Consider the following 22,965-nt stretch of genomic DNA (forward strand, 5'->3'; position numbering starts at 1 on the left):
GCAAAGTATGGCAACAGAGAAAATTCAAGGCTACGAATTCGCAATTAACATGGACGATGGTGGCATGACTCGCAAGTTAAGCGAATTAAAGAATGAAGCGAAATTACTAAAATCTAGTATGCAAGCTAACTTTGCTGAAATCCGTTCGGGTGAAGGTATTATGGCGGCTTATGCGGGTAAAGTCAAAGATGCTGGCCGAGCTATTGAAGCACAACGATTAGTAATTGAGCGTCTCAAAAGGGAGCAAAACGGATTAGACCAAACCACTCAAAAAGGCCGAGAAGCTTATGTTAAATATGAAAATCAGATTAACGCTGCAAAACGCTCAATCGCCAGTTTAGAGGGGCAACAAGAACGAGCACAGAAGTCACTTGATCTGCAAAAAAGTGGTGTCTTACAATTAAAAGATGCAACCGAAATATCAGCCAAAGTAACAGACTCATATGTAGCCAAACTAAAAGCCGAAGGCCACGAGTTTGAAGCCAACAAAGTTAAGGCTAGCGGGTTACATCAGTCTTATAATGAGCTTAACAAGCAACTAGAGGCTGAGCAAAGCATACTTAATAAGATTGCGAGTGCTAGTGGTAACAGTTCTAAAGAGTTCAAAGAACAACAGATTAGGGTGAACGAATTAGGTACTAAAATTGCCCAAACTCGGGTTAAGATGAAAGAGCTTGATGAGCAATTAAGCAAAAAACCACAGTCAGGATTAACGTCAGTCATTAGCCAGCTAAATAGAGTAAACGAGCACGCAGATAAGGCCAATCATTTATTTGGCAAAATTCTGGGTGCTCATTTAGTTGCCAGTGGTATTACGAGCGCTTTTCAATCAATTACTTCACATATTCACGAAGCTATTAGCGCTGGTATGGAATATGAAAAAGAGCAGCAAAAGATGACGGCCACCTGGTTGACTTTAACTGGCGCTGTTGGCAAATCTAACGCAATGGTTAAAACAATCAACGACTTATCTGTTAAGACCGGTCAAGCCGTAGATGTTGTTAATGAACTAGAGCAAGGCTTTTATCACTTACATTCCAATAAAAAAGAATCAGATGAATTAACCAAATCCATGCTAAACATGTCGGATGCGGTTGGATTAGATAAACAACAGATACAAGCAGTTACACAAGACATGGTTAACGGCCTGTCACGGGGAAAAGCCAATGCTGGTATGTTAAACCAAATTAGCCAGTATTTCCCGATGTTCCGTGAACAATTGGCCAAGTATGAATCTGGATTAAAAAAGACGGGTGATACGGCTGCTTCAACAGGTAAAGGTGCTGCTAAAGCCGTAAGTGCCTATAACAAAAAAATGACCTTGATGTTTGAAGGAATGCATTATGGAACAAATAATAGTTTATCTGACCTAGAAACATATCGTCAAAAAGGTATTGTCAGTGCCCAGCAATTTACAGTTTTTAGCAAGCAAATTGCAAGTGGGCACAAAGTGACTAATGCAGAAATTAAGCAAGCTATTAAGGTTAACTCGCAATATGCTGCTCAACAAGAGACAAACGCCCAAAAGACTCACAAAAGTAGTAAGGTAACAGTTGCTGATTTGAGTGAGATGGCTAAAGAAGGAAAAATATCTGCTAAAGATATTGAAAATACGTTTAATCAACTTGGATCCGGAAAATACGATAAAGCCGCCGACAACATGTTACATACGATGGTTGGTATGGAACGTACGATCAAAGCGCGTGTTCCAGCTTTAATCGGTGACATTGAAAAGCCGATTTTAACCGCTCAAAATCCAATCTATGGCGCAGTTTCAAAATGGGTATCTGATAAACGGACTGACAAGGAGTTTAATAAGGTAGGTGTAGCGGCAGAAAAAGGTATTAGCACGATTACTAAAGCCTTTGCTAAAGCTTTTGATGTCAAGTCGGAACCAAAAGCAATGAATGATGCAATGGATAACTTGGCCAAGGGTGTCACCAAAGCTTCTGACTCTATTGCCAAAAATGCTCCGGAAATTGTTAATTTCTTCAAAACTGTCAAAAACTTGGGTGGCCTGGGCTTTGAAACGTTAATTGAATCGCTTAAAATAACCAATGCACTTTTAAAGCCATTACTCAGTATGGTTGGCGGGCACACAGAAACCATTGCAAAATTTGGAGCAGCATGGTGGTTAACAAGTAAAGCCGTCAAAGAGACTAGTTCAGTTCTGTCAACTTTTAAAAAAATCAGTGATACTGTTAGCTGGGCTGAAAAAGTTCTAGGGATTAAACAAGAAACTAAAGCTTTAGAAGAACAAAACGCGGTTCTTAAAACTAATGCTGAACTAAGTACGGCCAGTGAAGAAAATATTGGAACTGGTTATCGGAGAGTTAAAGGTAGAAAGGATGGGAATATAGGCGCTGATTTAAGCTCTATATCAGTTGAAGCGGAAAATACTGAAAAAATTTCTAAAAGCAGTAAATGGTCATTGCTAGGAGGAACAATTGGTACAAGGATTATCAATGGTGCTGGATTAGCCATGACTGCTTGGGACGCTGGTAGTAGCATTGCGAAAGCAGTTAGCTCCGGTAAGGCGTCTGATAAATATAAAGCAACTGGTAAAACAGCTGGAACACTTATTGGGGGCGGCATTGGTGCAGCCCTTGGAAGTGTTATCCCGGGAGCAGGAACAGCTGCGGGAGCAATGTTAGGAGCAAGCATTGGTGATGGTGTTGGTGGTACTAAAACTGCAAATACGATTGTTAAAAGAATTAGTGATGCGCTAAAAGGGAAGACCATTGAAGCTCCCGAGATTAAGACAGAGTCTACTAAGCACTCACTGAGTGATCTAGGTAAGGCGTATAGTTCCTATTATTCTAAAAAGCAGAAGCAAGATTTAAATGATGTGAACGTACTTCATAAAGCGGGTATGCTAACCGATGCGGAGTATAAAAAGCAATTAGCTTCAATTAAAAAGAATGATAGTGAGACAAATCGTTTTGAAAAAATGTCAGCTTCTGATCGCAATGCTATTGCGAAGTATTATGCGCAGCAAAAAGCAAGTATCATTAGTAAATGGAATGCTAGCGAGAGAAAAACTAGTTCTAGCTGGGATGCTAAAATAGCATCTGACGAACGACGGTTTGGTGCCAACTCGATTATTGTTCAGAAAGACATGTCTAAAAAGAAAGCAGCTATTAAGGCTGAAGAAAACAAAAAGTCAGCCGCTCTTGATAAACTACGGATTAAAAGTGCAACGGAAACTACTGCACAAGAAGCCCGTTTACACACAACTTTAACGGGAAAGATAAAGTCAGCTGCTAATAAGCAGAATGATATTTTGAGAAATCTTTCCAAGAGCAAGGGAAAAATCACTCGTGAACAAGCAAATGATGCTATTTCACAGTCGAATAAAGAGTACAAAAAGACAGTTTCACTGGCAGACCAAGAATACAAAGATCGTGTTTCTGCGGCTGAAAAGCAACACAATAAGGTTATAAAAGCAGCTGAAAGACAAGCTAGCGAGGCAATCAGCCAAGCAAAGAGCCAGTATAGTAAAACAGTTGATGCTGCTAAAAATCAATATTCTGGTAATTCTAAGTATGCCGAGAAGCAACGTGCAGCTATTATTAGTAAAGCTAAGGACCAAAAACAAAAGTCAATTGACAACGCTTTAGAGCAGGAAAACAAAACTGAACAACATGCGGATCGTCAGTACAAGCACACTACTGATGACGCAGATAAGCAAAGATCACAAGTTGTTAAACATGCTAAGGATCAAAACAGTTCGGTAGTTGATCAGGCCAATTCACAGTCAAAAGGTGTTTTGGGGCATGCTGTTAAGCAAGCCAACGGCTCCATGAAAGCTGCCGATAAGCAAGGCTCCGGTATTCATAGTATTTGGAAAAACATTACTAGTTTCTTTAGTAATCTAGTTAAAGGATTTGGTATTAAACCAATCAATGTTGGCGCTTATCAATCAGGATATAATCCAGTAAGCATAGAAGCCCATGCTTCCGGCGGTATTGTTGGCACTGCTAGAGCTTTAGTTGGTGAAGGCGGTGTCGAGGCTAAAATTGATAGAGACAATGGGAAAGTGTCATTTCTGGGTATGAATGGTGCTGAAGTGGTTAATGTTAAACCTGGTGATCAGATTCTTAATGCTGGTGATACTGCTAAGCTTTTTAACGGTGGCCTAGGACATACGCTTCCTGGCTATGCTAAAGGCACTATTGATATCGCGTCGTTTTTAAAGAAAATTAAGAGCGGTGCTACTTCTATCTTCGACAGCGTTAGTGATAAAGCAATGGATGCATTGTCTAAGATAACTCACCCATTGAAAACTTTAAAGTCAATGGCTTTAAAGACATTTGATCCAACCAAAACTCCAGGAGTCGGTTCAATCGGTCATGATTTAGGCAAAGGACTAGTTGACCGAGCTTTAAAGGGATTTGCGAAAGCTATTTCTGATTTAGCTGACAACTTCGGTGGAGGAGTTGGCAACATTAAGCTGTCCGGTAGTGTTGCTTCCCGTGCACGAGAATTGGCTAGAGCATTTAAACATGGCTATCCCGCTTCAAATAATGGTGGTATTGCCGGTGTTCTAGGAAATTGGGTTATCGAATCAAACTTGACCCCTACTGCCATTGATCCACTTGATCATGGTACTGGGTTGGGGCAATGGACGTTCACTCGTGAAACAGCATTAAGAAGCTGGCTTAGAAAACATGGATATGCATGGGACTCAGCTGCTGGCCAAATTAATTACGCTCTTAACGAGCCCGGTGAGAGTAGTTTGTTAAAATCTGTTCTACGTATGACCAATCCAACAGAAGCCGCATATAAATTCTTTGCAACGTGGGAATCAGGCGGTGCTATGAACGGCACCGGTGGGCTTCGTGAAAGTCAGGCGTCAGCTGTTTATCGCTATATTAAAGGATTTGAGAATGGTGGTTTCGGAAACAAAGCGGGCGTTTACAAATTGTTTGAAGGCAACTTGCCAGAAGCCATAGTTCCGATGGACTTATCTAAGCGTTCAAGGGCTTACCAAATTATGCAACAGATAATGGCTAAGTTCGGAGCTCAAGATGGCGCTAATGTGATAAATACCGGTAACGACCAGATTGATTCCGACGAAGCATTCAAACAGCGGGTTATAGCTTCACTAGATGCTTTGGTCACTGGCCAAGGAGATGTTAAAGCAGTTGTTGCCAACTCTGACGTGGTTAATGCTGTCAGGTCAAATACCAAGAAGACGTCACAATATAGTCAAATGATGGGGTATTAGTATTAATATATTGAAGAGCCTTAGAAGGCTCTTTTTTACATAGTTAAAATTAAACAAGGATGGCGATATAATTGTCTGTTTTGAACAAAAATGATTTTGAATATGCTGGCTTAAATAGCCGCGATGATTTGCAAGCCGTTATGGGAGCAGTAATACTGCCAAGTGCACCAGCCATGGCCGAACAAGCAACCGATATCCCCGCCATGTATGGTAATCAATTTAATGGTATGGACTATACTAGTCGGACAATCAGTATTCCAATAACTATTATCGCTCGTGGCAGTCAGGACAAATACAATCAGATTATGCATAATTTGAGCGGCTTATTGCTAAGTGATGATCCAAGTGATAATGGTAAAGAGTACCCACTAGTATTTGGCTTTGAACCCAAAGTGACTTACTGGGGGCATATTACTGCGATTAGCGATCCACAGTTCATTAACCAGGGGGCGTGGGACGCTACACTAACGATTACCTTTGTGCAATCAGACCCACGGGCAACCCTGCCACAGGTTGAAACACCCTTAAAGAACGGTTTAAATACAATCACTGTTGATGGCACCGCTAGAACGGAGCCAGTTATTCAGGTCGTACCTAAGCGGGATTTAAAGCACATTGGCTTTACCTTAAACGGTGGTGAATATGGACTGGGACCTGATAGCGATGAAGACCAAGCGGTGGCAGTACAGCCTTATACGCAGGTCGTGAACAGTGATGTATTAAATACCATGGCTGAGTGGACTAATGATGCCAATGCGATTGCTCAGATGAAGACTGCTGGTGACTACATTTATCAAGGTGAAGCTGATAGCAACCGAGATACCCAAGTGTTAATGGTCAAGCTAGCCAATGGGGTTAAACAATATGGTAGCCATCAACCAGACTGGTATGGCCCCGGTGTTCGCTTTACCGGTATGACTAACAGCCTAACTAACTATCGAGTCACCACTAGAATCCATCACATTAAGCACTCAGGTACCCATAATGGACGAGCGATGGGGCGTGTAGAAGTCCTGCTATTAGACCCGAATGGGGCAACGATTGGTCGCTTTGGTCTAGCTGATTCTAGTTCAGGTGGTACCCCAACTTGCTATCTACAAATTACCAAGCCGGGTGGCACTTTTGCCGGGGGTGACGGTAAACATGAGACTTTCTACAATGGTAAAGGCCCCTCAGGTAGTTCTAGCAATGGCCGTGACCAGAAGATTAAAATTAAGACTGGCACTACAACTAAGACGGTCACTAAGAAGTCAAAAAATAAGAAAACTGGCAAGGTTACTACTAAGTCGGTTAAAGAGACGGTCACTAATTATATGACAGTGGTTAACAAAGAAGAAAAGTCAGCACTAAGCACTAGTTGGCTTCAATTAGACCTAATCAAAAATGGTAAGGTGTTTAGCTGGTCAATCACGCAATACTACACGAGTGGTAGTCATTCCGGCCAGCCTTGTACCGACCCTAAACGGTTCCTAATCGTGCACGGGACGTTCGTTGACACTAATTCAAATTATCAATCGGCTTTAGGTGGTATCGGTGGGGTGTTCTTTAAGCACTCGATTGCCGAAGATGACGAAAATGTGGGCTATGAAAACCCTTATCTATCAATCACTCACCTAGACATTTACCAAGTTAATGACGTGGCTCAGGACGCACCTAAATATATTGCTAGTGCTGGTCAAGAGATCGTCTTAAATTGTGAGACTGATAGCACCACGGTTGGCGGTAAGCTAGCTAGCCCCATTTGGTCAACGGACTATCCTAAGCTTAGTCCGGGGGTTAATAGCCTAACGATGATTGGTGACTTAGATGACGCGCAAATCACGCTTAAATATCTACCCAGATTACTATAGCAACACTTTAAAGGCTTCCGTTAAGGGTGGCCTTTTTACATAACTAAAATAAGGAGGTTAACAGATGGCTTTAAATAATCAGTATTTAATCCTAGATTCGAATTTAAAGCGGATTGGTACCCTGACCGTTGATGGGGCCACTAAGTTCTCTAATGACAGCGTCAAGATTCAACTAGCTGATTCAGACACAACTAGCACCAGCTATGATGATGACGTTAATGTGGGTACTAATGACACGTTTGATGGCACAGTTAACCTAAATGCCCAATCTAAAAAGTTTGATCATCAAGGCCAACTAGACGTGCTTCAAGGCCAGCCTGATTCAGATAAAGTGGTGGCTGGTAACAATCTTGCCTATTATGACGAGCTATCAGGTCATTGGTACGTCATGCGCATATACAGTGCGGAAGAGAGCAATACCGCTGCTGTTAAACACGTCACAACGGCTAACTTTACCAACCTATGCTTGTACAGTTTAGCTCATCATTATCCGGTAGCCACTACAGCTAGTGCTAGTTCGATTCAGACAGCCTTTAATGAGTGTTTTAATGCCACTGGTTGGACGCTAGACTACCAGACCACTAATGTAATGACACCATCTATTACCATTGACGGCAAGACTAAAGCTAGTACGCTGATTCAGACACTCATTCAAACGTATGATGTTGAAATTGACCCATATGTTGAGATTGATAGCCAAGGAAACATCACGAAAAAGGTATGTGTCATTGCCGACCAGCTGAACAATGATGTGGTTTATAACGAGGCGGTATTCGGTAAAAACATGACTAGTATTAAACGGACAACGGTATCAACACCTGTGACTAAGCTGATTCCTTATGGGGCTAATGGTAGCACGATTGCAGTGGTCAATGATGGTAAGCCCTATATCGTTGATGATGAGGCCAACCAGAAATATAACCCGGATTGGCAAGCTGGCCTGTACTATGAAGCCATTGTTACTGCTAATCAGATTAGTAACTCAGCCGGTTTAAAGTCATGGGCTAAAGACATGCTTAAGCTGTATAACCACCCTAGAACGTATTATGAGGTGAATGTAACACCCAACTTTAATCCACCATTAGGTGCCACAATTAGGTTTAAAGATGAATTAATTGAGCCCGTATTAGACGCTAGCGGTCGCGTTATTCAACGGACAATCAGCTTTGCTAACCCGTATGGCAACACGGTTGGTTTTGGCGAGTATACAACTGTTCAAGTAGCCACGCCGGCATGGATGGAACAGTACCAGAACGCACTCAGTAAGGCGGTTGAAGAAGCTAAGGCCGATGCTAGTTCGATTAAACCAGTCGCTTTAACGCCTGACGGTAACAACTTCACGGATACTACCCAGACTAAACGGTTGATTTTACAAGCTTGGGAAGGTAGCACTAATATTTCAGCCTACATTGATAGCAAGGGCTTTATTTGGCGCCGTTATAACACTGATGGCACGGTTGACACCAGCTACCAAAAAACCGGCTACTTAATTAATGCGGCTAGTAACGCTGTGGGTACCTTACACGGGACAATTGAAGCTGACTATATTCAAGATGACCCCGAGATTAAGCTAGACACCACTAATATCAGCTATTTAGGCGTCTATGGGCCTGATGATAATGGGGCGCACTCAGCCACTCAATACATGGCACGTTTAAACAATGGGCAGTACCTAACTAGTCGTGCTCGTGATTCTAGTGGTTCTAAAGATGTTATGTTCGCTTTGCAGGATAGCAAGTTTGCTGTGCAGTCGGTGATGTTGCAAATTCATGGCCAACATGGTGGTACATTTGGGGTACAGGAGGTTAATGGTACACCTTATATTTGGACGATTGTGAGCTTAAAGAATGATGGTAATTACATTCTGGTACGTTTTCCATATGTGGCCGGGGTAACGTTACAGCCTACCGATAGTCGAGTACAACAGGTTATGGCGCTTAAAGGTTACGGCCGAATTAACTACGACCGTCAACATGATATGGTCTCAATTGGCTATTCTGATGGCTCCACTGACATTCTTAACGCTAGTGACCTGTTAGCAGGCAACTATAACGTGCTATACAACTTTAATATCACCAATTATGGGATTGATTTTAACCAGAACACTTACCAATCTGAATGCCTAGACTTCCCATACTTCTATTTTGCGGCCGGTGGCGGTGAAGCTGAAACAACCGATGATCCCCATAAAGTGTGGGCCTTAAATGTTGTGCATAAAGGGGCCGAATTTGAAGCTTACTTTGACAATGATATGGTAATGCCCAACCTGACCGATGAAAGCCGTGAAGTGGAAACTTGTAACGTCTTTTATCAGGATTCACAGGCGTACTTGTTAGTGACCTTTAACACGCGGGTACTAGAAATTGACCCCTATTCAGCTGAAAAGGAAAAGGTGTACACAATACCCATTACGAAACGATCGGCAGCTAGCACGATTGATAAAGGGACAATCAATGAAAATGATAGCACGGCCGATTAGAAGGGAGGTGAATTAGATGGCTGAATCTAACGCAACTCAGGTTATATTAACCGATGATGGCATTAAGATTATCAACGCGCAAAATACGGCTGATAATGCGGCTAGTGGAGTTGCCAATTTAAATGACCCCAATTTAATGAGTGTCATTGAAAAGCAGACAGAGGCTTCACAGTATTCCGGGTTAACTAGCCAGTATAATGTAGTGCTAGCCCGGGCTAAAGAGGCCAATGTTAGTACGACTGATTTAACGACAGCCTACACTAACTTGAACACCTTTATGACAGCCATCTTAACGGATACGACTAAAGCTAGTGACGTTGACCGAGATAGTTACGAGGCCCTTACAGATGCCTACAATACGGCTCTAAGCAACGTACAGACCGCCTTAAGTGATAGCTTTAACACTGACATTGATAACATGCAGTCTAGTGTATCGGTAGCTAGTCAAGCGGCTTCTGGTGCGGCTATCGTGGCTAGTCAGGCAACGTCAACTGGTAATAGCGCTAGTCAGGTGGCTTCACAAGCTTATAGTGCGGCTGCGGTAGCACAAAGTGCTGGTAATAATGCTACCAGTATTGCTAATAGTGCTAGTCAAGCAGCTTCTAATGCTGTACTAACTGGTAGTCAAGCAGCAGTAAGTGCAAGTCAAGCAAGTGCCGATTATCAGACGTTAAGTGCAGGTGTTAAGGATGGCTCGATAGTCCATATCACGACAGACACAGCTATTGATAAAGGAGTTATTGGAACAGCTGAAATAGCCAACGGTGCAATCACCAATGCCCAGATTGGTAATGCGGCTGTTAATAGTGCCAAGATTGCTAACCTAGCCGTGGGCGCCGCCCAAATAGGTGATGGTGCAATTACTAATGCCAAGATAGGGTCATTAGCTGTAGGCACAGCACAGATAGCAGATGCCGCTATCACTGACGCTAAAATGAGCAACATTAGTGCTAACCATTTAACGGCTGGTTCAATTGACTTTAATACGATTACTGGTGAAAATATCAACGCATCAAACATTACAACAGGAACAATGAGCACTGACCGGCTAGACGTTGATAAACTATCAGCTTTAAGTGCCAATTTAGGCGACGTTACTGCTGGCTCGTTAAAAGGTGTTAACATTGTCGCCAACACGTTTAGTACCAATAACGGAACGTTCACAGTAGACAAAAATGGTGCGATAACGGCTAAGAACATGACGCTTATTGGTGGCACATTAACCTCACCAACAATCAATACTAGTACGATTAATGGTTCAACTATAAATGGGACAACGTTCCATGGTGGCGACATCATTAGTAATTCCAACAATACGAGTAACTTCTATCCGTTCACCATTGAGTCAAGTGGGAAGACTTCCACGACATTTTTTAACTCAATGGACGCTTTGAGAACAGAGATGAGTGGTGGCGGACTAAGAACCATGTATCGCGCGATAAATGCTTCTGGTAGCCAATATGAAGCTTATGACGGTAATTTTAGTGGTGATACGATTTCTTTAAACTCCGGATTTACGAATGGCAAGGATATGTCATTCTCGCAATCCGTTTCTGGAAGCCAATTAACTGGTCAAGTTGTTATAAGCCCATTAAATGGCCTCCATCTTTGGGGGAGTACACAGTCTATTCATTTTAGTGGTCTTCAAATGAATGGGACGGGCATTACGTTTAACAGTTATGGCAATATCATTGCAGACCAAGCTTCTACTTGGTGGCGAGTTACCAATTTTTCCGGATCTGATATCGCGAACTTTGGTACTGACACGGCTGGTTCTAACGTCATTCAGTTTAATAGAGAGTTGGATATTGGTAACTTCCACATTAACACTGGTCATACGTTTACCAGTGCTGATAATGGCGCTATTCACTTTGCAATGGGGAAAGGTGGTGCCGCTGACATCTATGCTGGTGCCGTTCACTATACTAGCTTAGTTAAATCGTCTTTATTGAGTGTTAAGCAGGATGTTCAAAAGGCTGATACCGCCTATTGGGCACAGCTAATTAATGCAATCGACCTAGCCACTTATCAGTACAAAACTGACGATAATACCAGCCATATTAGGCTATCTAGCATTGTTGATGATGTGAATGATACTAAGCAGTGGCAATTACCGGACGTATTTATTAGTCGTGATGAAGATGGCAAGTTAAATGGAGTGGATGACAGTGTGCTATTAAATGCCACCCTAGCCACGGTACAGGAACAACAAAAGCAAATTGACCAATTAAACGGGCATTTATTAGAATTGGAGGCCAAATTAAATGGATAGCATTTTAATCACGAATTATAAACCAGATTACACGAACAACATTATGACGATCAGCATTCAGATTAATACACTAGCGATTAGCTCACAGGTCAGCATTACCATGGACGACTTTAACACCGCCATTGTAGGTGGCATTGATAACGTTAAATTAAAGGTGTTAAACACGCTGATTGATAGTCTGACTGCTTTAAAGCCAGTTACCACTACTACGACAACCACCACACAGGAGGATTAAATTATGAATATCGATGCACAAGCTTTAATTAACAAGCTAACGAGTAACTATGCCCAAGCAATTGCCGTTAAAGACCAGCAATTAGCGATGGCTCAAGTTCAAATTGACCAGCTTAATGCCAAGTTGGCTGAGAAGGAGGCACCTAAAGATGGCGAAGACGCTTAGTTTTACCGATACTTCACCACAGACTGTTAAAATTGGCGATACCACAACTAGCTTTACGTTAATTTGTGGCAATGATAATGTGAGCACCGATTTAACTAATGCCACTTCAATTACTGTTAAATTGGGTAATGCTAGTGGCTACCTTAAATCAGTCACAGTTGACCCAACTAGTTTAACAGACCCGACAACTGGTCAAATTGTACTAGCCTTAACGTCGGATTTAATGACTGGCCTAACAGCGGGAGAATATCAGCTAGAAGTATGGGTGGTTGACACTACTGGAACGTCAATATACCCGAGTGAGTCAACATTACAGTTCCAAGTAAACAGCAGTCTTGAGTAGGAGGTAGACAATTGAATAAGCACAAGTTAAAGGCACTCATCTTAACGGTGGGCGCCATTTTTATGGCCTTTTTAATGGTCAATTTAAACAGTCAGGCTTCAACTAGTCGTGACCAAGGGATCGACTGGTCTAAATATAACGGTAATAGTGGGACATTCGGCTATAGTACTGATAAGTTCGTGCTATCACAGGCGGGTGGCTTTTATGGCGGTACTAATATCTCTCAGACCACTTACAATAGCCAAGTTAAGTCCGCTATGAAGGCTGGTAAACGAGTCCACACCTACTTATGGGACGGTGTTGGTGGCAATATGACCAATGCCAAGGCTATGATGGCCTATTACTTACCACGCGTTAAGACGCCCAAGGGTAGTATCGTCGCGTTGGATTATGAGGATGGGGCTTCTAATAGCGTGACAGCTAACACTAATGTCATTCTAGCTCAAATGGCCCTCATTAAAGCGGCTGGTTATACCCCTATGTTGTATTCCGGCAAGGCCTATCTAAGCGACCATGTTAATGTTAGCTTGATTTTAAAAGCATACGGTAGTTGTTTATGGGTATCTGAGTATCCAGACTATCTGGTTAGAACTACCCCTGATTATAACTGGTTCCCTAGCATGGATGGCGTGGCTATTTTCCAATTCACTAGTATGTATAAAGCAGGCGGATTAGATGGCAATGTCGATTTAACGGGCATTACTAAATCGGGTTACACGACTGCTAGCAAGGCTAAAGCACAGGCCAATGTTAAACAGGCTCAGGCAGCTAAGAAGGCCACCTTTAAGGTCGTTAAATACAACCAGCGAGGGGTGTTCTATCCTAGTCGGACACTAGCTGTTCGTTACACGGATAGTGACAAGGTGAGTCAAATAGCCACCTATTACAAGGGTGAGAGTGTAACTTACAACGCGGTTATTATTGAACACGACTATGTATGGGCACGCTATACCCGTTCAAATGGTCTGTATGGCTTTATCAAGCTAGGTGTCACCAATGGGCATGACTATGGGAAACGGGTGGTCTACTAATGGCACAATACGACGATACAACTAAGTTATTAATGGATATTCAAAAGGATGTGGCCGCCACCAAAACGAAAGTTGAGAACATCGAAGAAAAATTGAATCAAGTTGACGATATTGGCGACAAAGCGGACAAGGCACTGGCCAAGTCCATTGAAGCTAGTCATCAAATCGACCGCGTTACAACTATTCAAAATTGGTTGATCGGGGTCTTGGTTAGTGGCGTGCTCGTCACGTTAGTTATTTACATCGCAGAAAAGTTCCTTTAGGAGGGAAAAACAATGACAAAATTTTTAAATGTAATTCAGGCAACACTCAAAGCTAACTACAAGAAGCCTGCTTATTGGGCCCAGATTATCGGGTCCGTGTTGATTATTGGCTTAGCTGTCGCAACGGTCTTCTTTGGTGTCAAGATTGACGCTAATGCAGTTGTATTAGTGATTACCGCCGTGGGGGCAATCCTAGCCTTTGTCGGGGTAATTACGGATAATTCTATTTTGGAAGATACCGGCAACACGATCAAGACCAAGTCGAGCACGTTAGCTTATACGGAACAAACGGTCGTGGAAGCTTTGGCGGAAGCTCAAGCTAAGATTGAAGCAGCTAACTCAGCGGCGGCTAGTCAAGCCGAAGCCCAAGCATCACAGGCAGTAGTGGCGGCTTACAGTCAAGCAGCTAGTGCGGCGGCAGTTGGTGACACGGCCACGGCTAGTTCAGCAGCCACTTTAGCGTCATCGCTAGCGGCTAATTTGGATACCAATGCGCAACCAAATGCCGAAACAACGTCAGAATCCGCCTCACAAGCAAGCTAAAAGTAGTATAATAATCGTGAACTGTTCTAGTCCCCCATGCTTCGGTGTGGGGGATCCTTTTATTAACAGAAACATACAAAAAGAACCAGCCAAGGCTGGTTCAAGGTTTAAATAAATAAAATGGGTGTTCTGCTCCCTAGGAATTAAGAAGGGAACAATAATGATTATACCTCAAAGTGGATAAATATCACAAGGAGTTATTAATATGTTTGTATAGACTACTTTCGGTATTGTAATATAAACTGACAAGCGTTATTATGTCCTTTGTCCTGTTATTAGTATCATGGCTTTCGAATTCCTCCAAGATTGTCAGCTAATGATGCCAGAGGTGATGAGGATAATCTTCTGCTTTGATGGGTGGAAGATTTTTTTATATTACTTACCCGTGTATTTGGTTAGTGCGATTTTAGTTTTAGCATAATTAGTTGTCAATATAGCTAATGAGACAACTACTAGGGTTTACAGAGTAGTAAGCAATAAGTATAATAATATCTGTCTCTAGATGATAGTTATAACTTGATTAATTCCCCTGCGCTTCGGTGTGGGGGGATTTTTTTAATAACTAATATTCAGAAGTATACATTTATGTCTTAAAGACAAATAAAGACAAATTTTTGAAATTAGTAGTGTTTTTTAGTACAAATGAAAAAAGCTTGAATGCCGTTAAATCAACGTTTAACAGGATTCAAACTTCATCTAGTTTACCAAATTATGCCCCAGGCAGGATTCGAACCTGTACATTGTTTCCAATACAGCGACCTGAACGCTGCGCGTCTGCCAGTTCCGCCACTGGGGCAGTTGCTTTAACAACAATATCCATTATAGCGAAAAGTAACAAAAAAATAAACCTTTTTCTATATTTATGCAGTTGATATTAATTGTAATTGCAAATTGGTTGCTTAGTTACTGGGGCTGGCCTTAATTAGCATGGAATAACTGTACGCCGAAATACTGAAATTACTACCGGCAAAAAATGCATCCAAAAAGTCACCCATCCCAGCAGGTTCAACGACACTGCTTGAATGGATGACAACTTGTCTGTTTATTAATTTGCTTGTTTGGTCGTGATACTACCATCTAAATAAACAAAGTAACTATTCAGATAATGCCCCCGGCCGCCATTAGCCGTTTTCTGATAAGCATCGACCTGATAATAGTGGTGGCCGTGTGCATCTTGATTGGCAGTTGGTACGACACCAAAGGTTTGTTGCTTGGGATCGTTGAGCACTTGCCCGACGGCGGCCACTGCACTAGTTGCGCTAGTGATATGGTCGTCAGCAGCTTGATAATGGTCACCAGATTGCTTCTTAGCACTAGCATCAGCCGCTGCATTGGCACGACTAGTTTGCTCCGCGCGGTTAGCGGCTGCAACTGAGTTCGCTTGCTTAGTGGAAATACTTGGCTCAGCTTGGGAAGTGCAGCCTGCTAAAAGGAATAGGGCGCAGAAACTGATTAAAATTGCCCGGGTCACGTTCGGACCTCCTTATTTCGTTTGTTCTTGGGACAAGCTCGGATAAGGGGCTTGTCGGATGATGTTCGAATCAACGATGGTCATCACACCGATTGACAGAAGTAACAGGATCACTAAGATTAATTTTTTCATTAAAATAACCTCACTTGATAACGGTGATTGACCTATTTCCAGTTAGGGACCCAAATGACGCGGTCAATTTGTTCAGGAATGACCGTAATCTTGGACCCAGTCTGTGGCCCAGCTTGGACGTCGATCACATATGAGATCGGACCAGCATCGACTTCAACAATCGAGCCACGTTGACCGTCGACTGTGTCGACTAAACTATACAATGGAATCTCATCATTGCTGATTTCCATTTCATATAAGGTGAATTGGAGAAAGTAGGACTTTTTACCGGTCTTGATTTTTAAGGGGGTGTCAATGGCACCGTAATCGGGAAGGGCCCGATTTTGAGCGTTGGGATCATTCAGGTACTGCATTTCATCGACAGCATCGATCGCCATCTTCCATTCACCACCAGTTAAATTAGTTTTGGAGGAGAGGGTCATGACCGAGTTAGCGTAAATGTCGATCACGTTGAAGGCTTCGTCGACCTGCTTTTTCGGCAGATAGCCGATGGTATAGCCATGCTCCGCAACTTTTAGTTCAACCCGTACGGATCGCTCAGCACCATCAACTTCTTCAACTAACTGAATTTCACCGATGTTAGCGTTAGCGTCGACACGGTACTTCTTGGCATAGAGATAATCTGCTTTCAGACCAGAATCATTATAGCCACCATAAGGTTTAAAGTAACCTCGGGCACTCGCATCGGCCAGCGCGGCTTCAAATTCTTTTTGGTAGTAATCTAAACCAATGACGTATGAGCGGAAAATTGCACGCGAATTAGCGTTGATCCGGCGAGTCTGAGGAACCGCCACCGGATGGGGAACGGCTTGATTCAAGCGATTCCGAAAACCGTTATTTTGAGTCTGCAACTTGGTAATTTGACGGTCTTGCTCCTGATTGGTCAAAGTTTGATGAACGAGGCGCTGCCGAATTGATTTAAGCAACGCGGCCTGTTTATCCGCCGCCTGATTGACATGGTGGAGATGGACTAACACCGCAATTAAGATAATGATTAAAATTAGACAGGCTAAGATCAGCCCGGCAATAAATAAATAAGTTCTCATAAATAATTCACTCCAAAAAGAATTGCAGATTAGTTTAAGTATAAGCGACCAGCCCACTAAGCGCCAATTTAACGGCTGAGCTTGTCAGGGGGCCGATAACAAGGTATGATATTGCTATTGTATAATATTTTTGAGCTAGAAGAAACGGTGGCGAACGGCGTGCAGTGGTTGATTAAAATCTACCATCAATATCAATATTTTTGGAAATACGCACTGTTTGGCTTTATGGCCGCGCTGGTGAACGTCTTGGTATTCTGGGTGCTACACTCAGTCTTGGCGGAACACTATTTATTTTCCAACACAATCGCATGGGTGCTAGCAACTTTGTTTAGTTTTTTTACCAACAAAGCGGTGGTCTTTCAGTCCAAATCGCAAGACTTTTGGCACTGGTGTCGCGAGTTCATTAGTTTCATGTTGACACGAGGCTTATCATATTTTTTCGATACTTTCCTCATGTTCGTCGGCATTTCGTTGTTGTTCTGGGCACCCCTACTTGTTAAAATCATCGACCAGGTTCTCGTGGGACTCTTTAACTATGGAACGTCGCGGCTGATTTTTATGGAAAGCAACCAGAAAATGCGAATGCGCCAGCAAATCATGAAACGATTGAGTGATCGTAACAATTAATTGGCATCAGGCAAGCAAGTCGTCCCCTAACGGACGACTTGTTTTTTTTGATAGCATCACTTTGGATCGTTAGGCAGTAATTTCAACGACATTGATGGTTTAAATCAAGTTTCCCGTCAATTGCCAGTGCAAGCCGATGCCACAAATAATCGTTAGTAAGGTGCCGCAGACGAGTAGGGTGACAAGTCCAGAGTTCAAATGACTTTCCTGCTTGCGGGCAAAGGCCACTTCAATGAGGCCAATCGTGCCAAGACCGAGTATCACTTTTAGCAAGGTCAACCACCAGTTGCCTGATAAGGTTCTGATTGCCAAGGCCACCCCAGTGATGATAATTAGCAGGTACCCGATGCGACTAAGAATCAAAAAGCGATTGGCTGATTTGACTGAGTGACGACTGAGACCAATCGCAACCGTCAGCATGAGCCATAGCCAACCAATAATGTGCCCTAATAAGTACATGACAAAACCGCCTCCACATTTACAATTCATGTCTAATTTTAGCATGAAAGTAGGTGTTGGCGGCGGTTTCTTTTATTGTACTTTAATTAAGTTTTTCTGTTGGATGTAATCGACTAATTCAATGACCGTTTTAAAGCGGTTGAACGGTGTGACGATGTGAACGCCGTTGAAGCGCGCACAGATACCATCAATCAATTCCTTTGCAATGGCAATGCCCACTGCCCGTTCGTTTCCGGTTTGTTCGGCTTCTGCCATGCGTGTCAAGATAGGTTCTGGAATCCGAATGCCATGGACTTCATGGTGTAGGAATTCAGCATTACGCCGTGAGACGAGTGGCATAACACCAATGAACACTGGCACGTTCACGTGATTAGCCGCTAGAGCATCCGCCAAAGCGTCAACATTTGCAAGATCATACACGGGTTGGGTGATAATGTAGTCACAACCATAACTTAACTTCCGACTGATTGACTTGGTCGATATGGAAGTGCGATAAGCGTTAGGATTAAAGGCGCCTGCGACCCGAAAGTCACTGGCTTCTTTAAGCGACTTACCCGTTGGTCCGATGCCGCTATTGAATTGCTTGATCAACTTCATCAGTTCAACGGAGCGCACATCGCTGACCGAAGTGGCTCCCGGAAAATCACCGAGTTTGGCCGGATCGCCAGTGATAGCTAAGATGTCCTCAATACCCAGGCTGTGTAGACCCATGATCTCTGATTGTAAGCCGATTAGATTGTGGTCGCGGGTCGTCAAGTGCACGATCGGCGTGATGCCGTAGTTCAACTTGAGCTGCGCCGCAATCGTCGTATTAGCAATCCGGACCGTTGCTAACGAATTGTCAGACAGTGTAATGCCATCGACACCAGCGGCTTTTAATCGTTCAGCACCCCGGAAAAATTTAGTCGTATCAAAATCGCGGGGTGGATCGAGTTCGACTAACGCCGTTTTTTGGGTCGCAACTTTTTGCAGAAACCGGTGCTGACTCTTTGTCGTGACGAGCGTTGGTGGCTGTGGTTTTGTAGCCGGCTGGTCATGAGCAACGATGCTGCGATTACTTAGACCGCGGACGCTTGCGCTGGTATGCAAAGGTGTGGTCCCACAACAACCACCAATAATGTTCAGACCGAGCTGACGAAAGCGTTCGGCATATTCTTCGAAATAGCTTGGTTCACCATCGTAGACCACCGCACCGTCCTGATCAGTGCCAGGCAAGCCAGCGTTTGGGTAAACGGCTAGTTTGACGTTAGCTGGAATCGCCAAGTTTTCAAATGACTGAGCTAAATAGTAAGGTCCCAGGCGACAGTTCGTGCCGATTACGTCGGCGCCGGCAGCGTTGAGTTGGACGATGGCATCAGTGAAGCTCGTACCGTTTCGTAAGACGCCGGGGGCTAACATTGAAACATTCGTGATGACGGGCAAGTCAGTATGGGCCTTCACGATTTTTAACGCGGCGAGTAGTTCTGGCAAATCATAATATGTTTCGAGCAAGATGCCATCTAACTGGTTGGTGGCTAGAAGGGCGGTAAGTTGTTCAGTCACGTTGGCAGCAATCGTTGCTGGGGTCGCCCGTTGAACAGTTGCATCGGTATCGCCGGCTAGTCCACCGATCGTTCCCAGAATGTAAACGGGGTGATCCACGTGTTCCCGTGCGGTCGCTGCAATTTTCACAGCGGCCTGATTGATGGTGGTGACTTGGTCTTGTAAATCATACCGGGTCAACTTTAGGCGGTTCGCAGCGTAGGTGTTGGTTTGAATAATATCGGCACCAGCCCGAATGTACGATCGGTGAACGCGTAAAATCGTGTCGGGATGCGTCAAATTCAGGTTTTCAAAAGCCGAATTGATGCCATAATTACCATATAAAAGGGTGCCCATTGCGCCATCGGCAACGAGGACCCGTTGCTGGAGTGCTTGTTTAAACTTCATTCAAGCCACCTCCTTAGTGGATGCTAGTGGTCAGTTGGGCCTGGATCGCGTTGCGCGCAGCAATCATGTTCTTTAAGGCTGCTAGGGTTTCTGATTCTTGCCGGGTTTTGAGACCACAGTCAGGATTGATCCAGAATTGCCGGGCGTCGATAACGCGTAATGCGCGTTGGATGTTGGCTTCAATTTCCGCAACACTCGGTACGCGTGGACTGTGAATGTCATAGACTCCCAGACCGATTTCTTGATCGTACCCGGTTTGTTCAAAAGCACTGATAATCTCCCCATGGCTACGGGACGTTTCAATCGAAATGACATCTGCGTCAAGGGCTTTGATGGTATCGATGATATCGGCAAAGTTAGAGTAGCACATATGGGTATGAATCTGAGTGTCGTTTTGCACGCCGGTCGTGGTGATCTTAAATGAGTACACTGCTTCATCCAAATAGGCTTGCCAATGGCGCTGCTTGAGTGGTAAACCTTCCCTAAGTGCTGGTTCATCAACTTGAATAATCTTAATACCAGCTTTTTCCAAGTTTTGAACTTCTTGCCGGAGGGCCAAAGCAATCTGATTTTGAACCTGCGCCCTAGGGATATCGTCGCGAACAAAACTCCAGTTGATAATGGTCAGTGGTGCTGTCAACATGCCTTTAACCGGCTGGTCGGTTAGACTTTGCGCGTAAACGGACTCAGCAACGGTGATTGGTTCCGTGTAGGCGACATCCCCAAAGATAACGGGTGGCCGGACGCCTCGTGAACCGTATGATTGGACCCAACCATTTTGGGTCGCATAGAAGCCAGTCAGTTTTTGACCAAAGTATTCGACCATGTCAGTGCGTTCAAATTCACCGTGAACTAGGACGTCGAGGCCGAGGTCTTCTTGTAGCTTGATCCACCGTTTGGTTTCAGCATGCAGGAATGCCTGGTAATCGGCATCGGTTAAATTACCCTTGCGCCATGCTGCTCGTTTTGCTCGGACTTGCGCACTTTGCGGAAAGCTCCCAATCGTTGTTGTTGGCAGGAGGGGTAGGTGTAACCGGTCGTGTTGTAACTTAATCCGGGTCGAAAATGGTGCCTGGCGTTCGAATTTTTGATTACTCAGTTGCGCTTCAGCGGCGCGAACCGACTGGTTGTTGCGGTGACTGGACTGGTTGAGGGCAGTCAAGTTGGCCTGATTATGGTCGAACACTGCTTGAACAGCGGCAACCCCCTGATTGGCTGCCACGGTTAAGGTATGCAGTTCTGCCAATTTCTGGTCCGCAAAGGCCAGGCCGCCCAGTAAGACGGGGTCAGCCTTGGTTTCATTTTTGGTGGTAATGGGAACGTGTAATAATGAGTTGGCGGGTTGGAGCCATAACTGATCATCGGTCACGATTTGCCGTAACTGCTGAATTAATGCAAGTTTTACTTGTAGATCACTAGCCCAGACGTTATGTCCATCAATAATGCCAGCTGCGAGAATTTTGTCGGTTGGGAAGCCGTGGTCGACCAAGTGCGCCAGGTTTTCACCATGGTCGTGTACTAGGTCCAGTCCAAGTGCTTGGATTGGCCAGGTCACGATTTGGTCGTACTGATCAAGGCTGTCAAAATAAGTTTGGAGTTCGATTTTTAAGGATGGGACAGCCGCATGCAAATGTTCAAGTGCAGTTTGATAAGGTGCGAGTTCCGCAACCGTCGTTGTTTTGACTAGGGTCGGTTCATCCAATTGAATCCATTTTGCGCCAGCTGTCGCTAATTCTTCAAACACTTGTTGGTAAAGCGGTAATAACTGCGGTAATAGTTCGTTGACGGCGGCGTCATCCAAGTACTGTCCGTGACGTTTACCCAGTTTAAGGAAAGAGATGGGACCCAGAATGACTGGTTTACCATCAATGCCTAGTTCTTGCTTAGCTTCTTGGTAGTAGCGTAGCCAGCGATTATCTAATAACTTAAAGGACACGTCATCGAATTCAGGAACAATGTAGTGATAGTTGATATTGAACCACTTTGTCATTTCGGCCGCCACGGCGGTATCAGTTCCACGGGCAATTGCATAGTAGTCGGGCAAGTCCAACTGGTGATCGAAGTGACCAAAGCGACTTGGAATCGCGTTGAATGCGACTAGTGTATCTAAAACGTGATCGTAATCCGAATTGTCTGCGACCGGAATATAGTCCACTCCCAAGTCGCGTTGCTTTTTCAAGTTAGCTAGGCGTAATTTTTTAGCAGTGGCGTGAAAGGTCACGTTGTCTAATTGTCCTTTCCAAAAGTGTTCCAATAAGTGCTTCCATTCACGATGTTCACCTAAACGTGGATACCCCAAGTTACTATTAATAATTGTCATTAAAACCCACTCCTTATATTTAGCAAATTATTTTAAACGAAAAAACGGCAACCTCATCCTGATTAAAGGACGAAGTTGCCGTTCGCGGTACCACCTTAATTTGTCAACACCTCACGATATTGGCCTCAATCCGTACGTTTCATACGGAAGCTTATTAACAGTAGCTAACTGTCATCACCTGGCAAAAGCTCAGTGGTGCCGTTTGGAGGCCATTTTTCATCAATCGTCTTCCGGTTTGGTTTGCACTATTCCAAACTCACTGCACGGGTAGCGATGATTACTTTCCTCTTCAGGACGTTTACATGTTTTATGATTGATTAGAAAATACCACCAATTTCTAATTTAGTCAAATTATTTTTTAATCTTTTGGACATATTCAAAGCGTAATGTGACGCACACGCTATTTGGAGCCAGGCAAGTAGGAAACGTAGTGTGAACAGCCACTAGTCTTTGCCAGCAACCGTTGTCGGATTTCGACCACTTGAGCTGGTGAATAGGGTTGAAACGCAGCTCCCACATGGTTGGGTTGACATTTTAGGTCTTCATAACAGGGGCGTTGCGCTAAGCATT

The 22,965-nt window shown here is 43.8% G+C and carries 15 protein-coding genes, 1 tRNA gene and 1 pseudogene; 11 read left to right on the forward strand and 6 right to left on the reverse strand.

All coding sequences use genetic code 11. The features are described 5' to 3' along the window. Positions 1–7: 7 nt before the first annotated feature. The 10 genes and pseudogenes from MZO41_RS00560 to MZO41_RS00605 all read left to right on the forward strand — a co-directional run bounded on the left by MZO41_RS00560 (position 8) and on the right by MZO41_RS00605 (position 14,411). Positions 8–5,230 carry a phage tail tip lysozyme gene (locus tag MZO41_RS00560; RefSeq protein WP_252129634.1) on the forward strand — a complete coding sequence of 1,741 codons (5,223 nt, stop codon included), beginning with the start codon at positions 8–10 and terminating at the stop codon, positions 5,228–5,230. Positions 5,231–5,301: 71 nt separating this feature from the next. Next, entirely contained in the window at positions 5,302–7,080 is a 1,779-nt protein-coding gene (locus tag MZO41_RS00565; protein ID WP_062689609.1) for a phage tail domain-containing protein, read from the forward strand. 64 nt (positions 7,081–7,144) lie between these two features. Continuing rightward, the gene (locus tag MZO41_RS00570; RefSeq protein WP_063205951.1) at positions 7,145–9,559 is read left to right on the forward strand and encodes a phage tail spike protein; all 2,415 of its coding nucleotides are present in this window, start codon (positions 7,145–7,147) and stop codon (positions 9,557–9,559) included. A 16-nt stretch (positions 9,560–9,575) separates the two neighbouring features. Continuing rightward, positions 9,576–11,831: a hypothetical protein gene (locus MZO41_RS00575; protein WP_062689605.1), complete on the forward strand. Its 2,256-nt coding sequence runs from the start codon at positions 9,576–9,578 to the stop codon at positions 11,829–11,831. Beyond that, positions 11,824–12,066 carry a hypothetical protein gene (locus MZO41_RS00580; RefSeq protein ID WP_062689603.1) on the forward strand — a complete coding sequence of 81 codons (243 nt, stop codon included), beginning with the start codon at positions 11,824–11,826 and terminating at the stop codon, positions 12,064–12,066. Before MZO41_RS00575 ends, MZO41_RS00580 begins: the two co-directional genes overlap by 8 nt. A gap of 3 nt (positions 12,067–12,069) precedes the next feature. Beyond that, complete coding sequence (locus MZO41_RS00585) at positions 12,070–12,231, forward strand: hypothetical protein (protein ID WP_171030852.1); 162 nt, start codon at positions 12,070–12,072, stop codon at positions 12,229–12,231. After that, a complete protein-coding gene (locus MZO41_RS00590) occupies positions 12,215–12,574 on the forward strand; it encodes a hypothetical protein (RefSeq protein WP_062689601.1) in 360 nt (119 codons plus the stop codon). The genes MZO41_RS00585 and MZO41_RS00590 overlap by 17 nt, the downstream gene beginning before the upstream one ends. An 11-nt stretch (positions 12,575–12,585) precedes the next feature. Then, a pseudogene (locus MZO41_RS00595) lies at positions 12,586–13,596 on the forward strand (GH25 family lysozyme); the annotation flags it as partial. An 8-nt stretch (positions 13,597–13,604) separates the two neighbouring features. Further along, positions 13,605–13,868 (forward strand): hemolysin XhlA family protein, encoded by a 264-nt coding sequence (locus MZO41_RS00600; RefSeq protein ID WP_003644510.1) that lies wholly within the window; start codon positions 13,605–13,607, stop codon positions 13,866–13,868. Positions 13,869–13,880: 12 nt separating this feature from the next. Next, on the forward strand, positions 13,881–14,411 hold the full coding sequence (locus tag MZO41_RS00605) for a phage holin (protein ID WP_016058344.1): 531 nt from the start codon (positions 13,881–13,883) through the stop codon (positions 14,409–14,411). Positions 14,412–15,123: 712 nt separating this feature from the next. Here MZO41_RS00605 and MZO41_RS00610 read toward each other — a convergent pair. The 3 genes from MZO41_RS00610 to MZO41_RS00620 all read right to left on the reverse strand — a co-directional run bounded on the left by MZO41_RS00610 (position 15,124) and on the right by MZO41_RS00620 (position 17,060). Further along, positions 15,124–15,207 (reverse strand) — tRNA-Leu (locus MZO41_RS00610). Between the two features lie 249 nt (positions 15,208–15,456). Further along, complete coding sequence (locus tag MZO41_RS00615; RefSeq protein WP_003645249.1) at positions 15,457–15,882, reverse strand: hypothetical protein; 426 nt, start codon at positions 15,880–15,882, stop codon at positions 15,457–15,459. A 164-nt stretch (positions 15,883–16,046) separates the two neighbouring features. Beyond that, complete coding sequence (locus MZO41_RS00620; RefSeq protein ID WP_003643143.1) at positions 16,047–17,060, reverse strand: hypothetical protein; 1,014 nt, start codon at positions 17,058–17,060, stop codon at positions 16,047–16,049. A gap of 105 nt (positions 17,061–17,165) precedes the next feature. Between MZO41_RS00620 and MZO41_RS00625 the strand changes: the two genes are divergently transcribed. Beyond that, positions 17,166–17,687 (forward strand): GtrA family protein, encoded by a 522-nt coding sequence (locus MZO41_RS00625; RefSeq protein ID WP_003643142.1) that lies wholly within the window; start codon positions 17,166–17,168, stop codon positions 17,685–17,687. A 99-nt stretch (positions 17,688–17,786) separates the two neighbouring features. On the opposite strand, the gene MZO41_RS00630 is transcribed toward MZO41_RS00625, so the two are convergent. The 3 genes from MZO41_RS00630 to metE all read right to left on the reverse strand — a co-directional run bounded on the left by MZO41_RS00630 (position 17,787) and on the right by metE (position 22,395). Beyond that, the gene (locus tag MZO41_RS00630; protein WP_003645248.1) at positions 17,787–18,146 is read right to left on the reverse strand and encodes a YisL family protein; all 360 of its coding nucleotides are present in this window, start codon (positions 18,144–18,146) and stop codon (positions 17,787–17,789) included. Between the two features lie 72 nt (positions 18,147–18,218). Beyond that, positions 18,219–20,075 (reverse strand): bifunctional homocysteine S-methyltransferase/methylenetetrahydrofolate reductase, encoded by a 1,857-nt coding sequence (locus tag MZO41_RS00635; RefSeq protein WP_003643140.1) that lies wholly within the window; start codon positions 20,073–20,075, stop codon positions 18,219–18,221. A gap of 13 nt (positions 20,076–20,088) precedes the next feature. After that, complete coding sequence (gene metE, locus MZO41_RS00640) at positions 20,089–22,395, reverse strand: 5-methyltetrahydropteroyltriglutamate--homocysteine S-methyltransferase (RefSeq protein WP_013355448.1); 2,307 nt, start codon at positions 22,393–22,395, stop codon at positions 20,089–20,091. Positions 22,396–22,965: the final 570 nt, after the last annotated feature.

Origin of the sequence: Lactiplantibacillus sp. C232, assembly GCF_023806725.1 — a bacterium.
Taxonomy (GTDB): Bacteria; Bacillota; Bacilli; order Lactobacillales; family Lactobacillaceae; genus Lactiplantibacillus; species Lactiplantibacillus plantarum.

Excerpts from the sequence above, each read along its gene's own strand:
- MZO41_RS00560 (WP_252129634.1), top strand. The coding sequence starts at position 8 with ATGGCAACAGAGAAAATTCAAGGCTACGAATTCGCAATTAACATGGAC.
- MZO41_RS00570 (WP_063205951.1), top strand. The coding sequence starts at position 7,145 with ATGGCTTTAAATAATCAGTATTTAATCCTAGATTCGAATTTAAAGCGG.
- MZO41_RS00575 (WP_062689605.1), top strand. The coding sequence starts at position 9,576 with ATGGCTGAATCTAACGCAACTCAGGTTATATTAACCGATGATGGCATT.
- MZO41_RS00580 (WP_062689603.1), top strand. The coding sequence starts at position 11,824 with ATGGATAGCATTTTAATCACGAATTATAAACCAGATTACACGAACAAC.
- MZO41_RS00585 (WP_171030852.1), top strand. The coding sequence starts at position 12,070 with ATGAATATCGATGCACAAGCTTTAATTAACAAGCTAACGAGTAACTAT.
- MZO41_RS00590 (WP_062689601.1), top strand. The coding sequence starts at position 12,215 with ATGGCGAAGACGCTTAGTTTTACCGATACTTCACCACAGACTGTTAAA.
- MZO41_RS00600 (WP_003644510.1), top strand. The coding sequence starts at position 13,605 with ATGGCACAATACGACGATACAACTAAGTTATTAATGGATATTCAAAAG.
- MZO41_RS00605 (WP_016058344.1), top strand. The coding sequence starts at position 13,881 with ATGACAAAATTTTTAAATGTAATTCAGGCAACACTCAAAGCTAACTAC.
- MZO41_RS00620 (WP_003643143.1), bottom strand. The coding sequence starts at position 17,060 with ATGAGAACTTATTTATTTATTGCCGGGCTGATCTTAGCCTGTCTAATT.
- MZO41_RS00625 (WP_003643142.1), top strand. The coding sequence starts at position 17,166 with ATGATATTGCTATTGTATAATATTTTTGAGCTAGAAGAAACGGTGGCG.
- MZO41_RS00630 (WP_003645248.1), bottom strand. The coding sequence starts at position 18,146 with ATGTACTTATTAGGGCACATTATTGGTTGGCTATGGCTCATGCTGACG.
- MZO41_RS00635 (WP_003643140.1), bottom strand. The coding sequence starts at position 20,075 with ATGAAGTTTAAACAAGCACTCCAGCAACGGGTCCTCGTTGCCGATGGC.
- metE (WP_013355448.1), bottom strand. The coding sequence starts at position 22,395 with ATGACAATTATTAATAGTAACTTGGGGTATCCACGTTTAGGTGAACAT.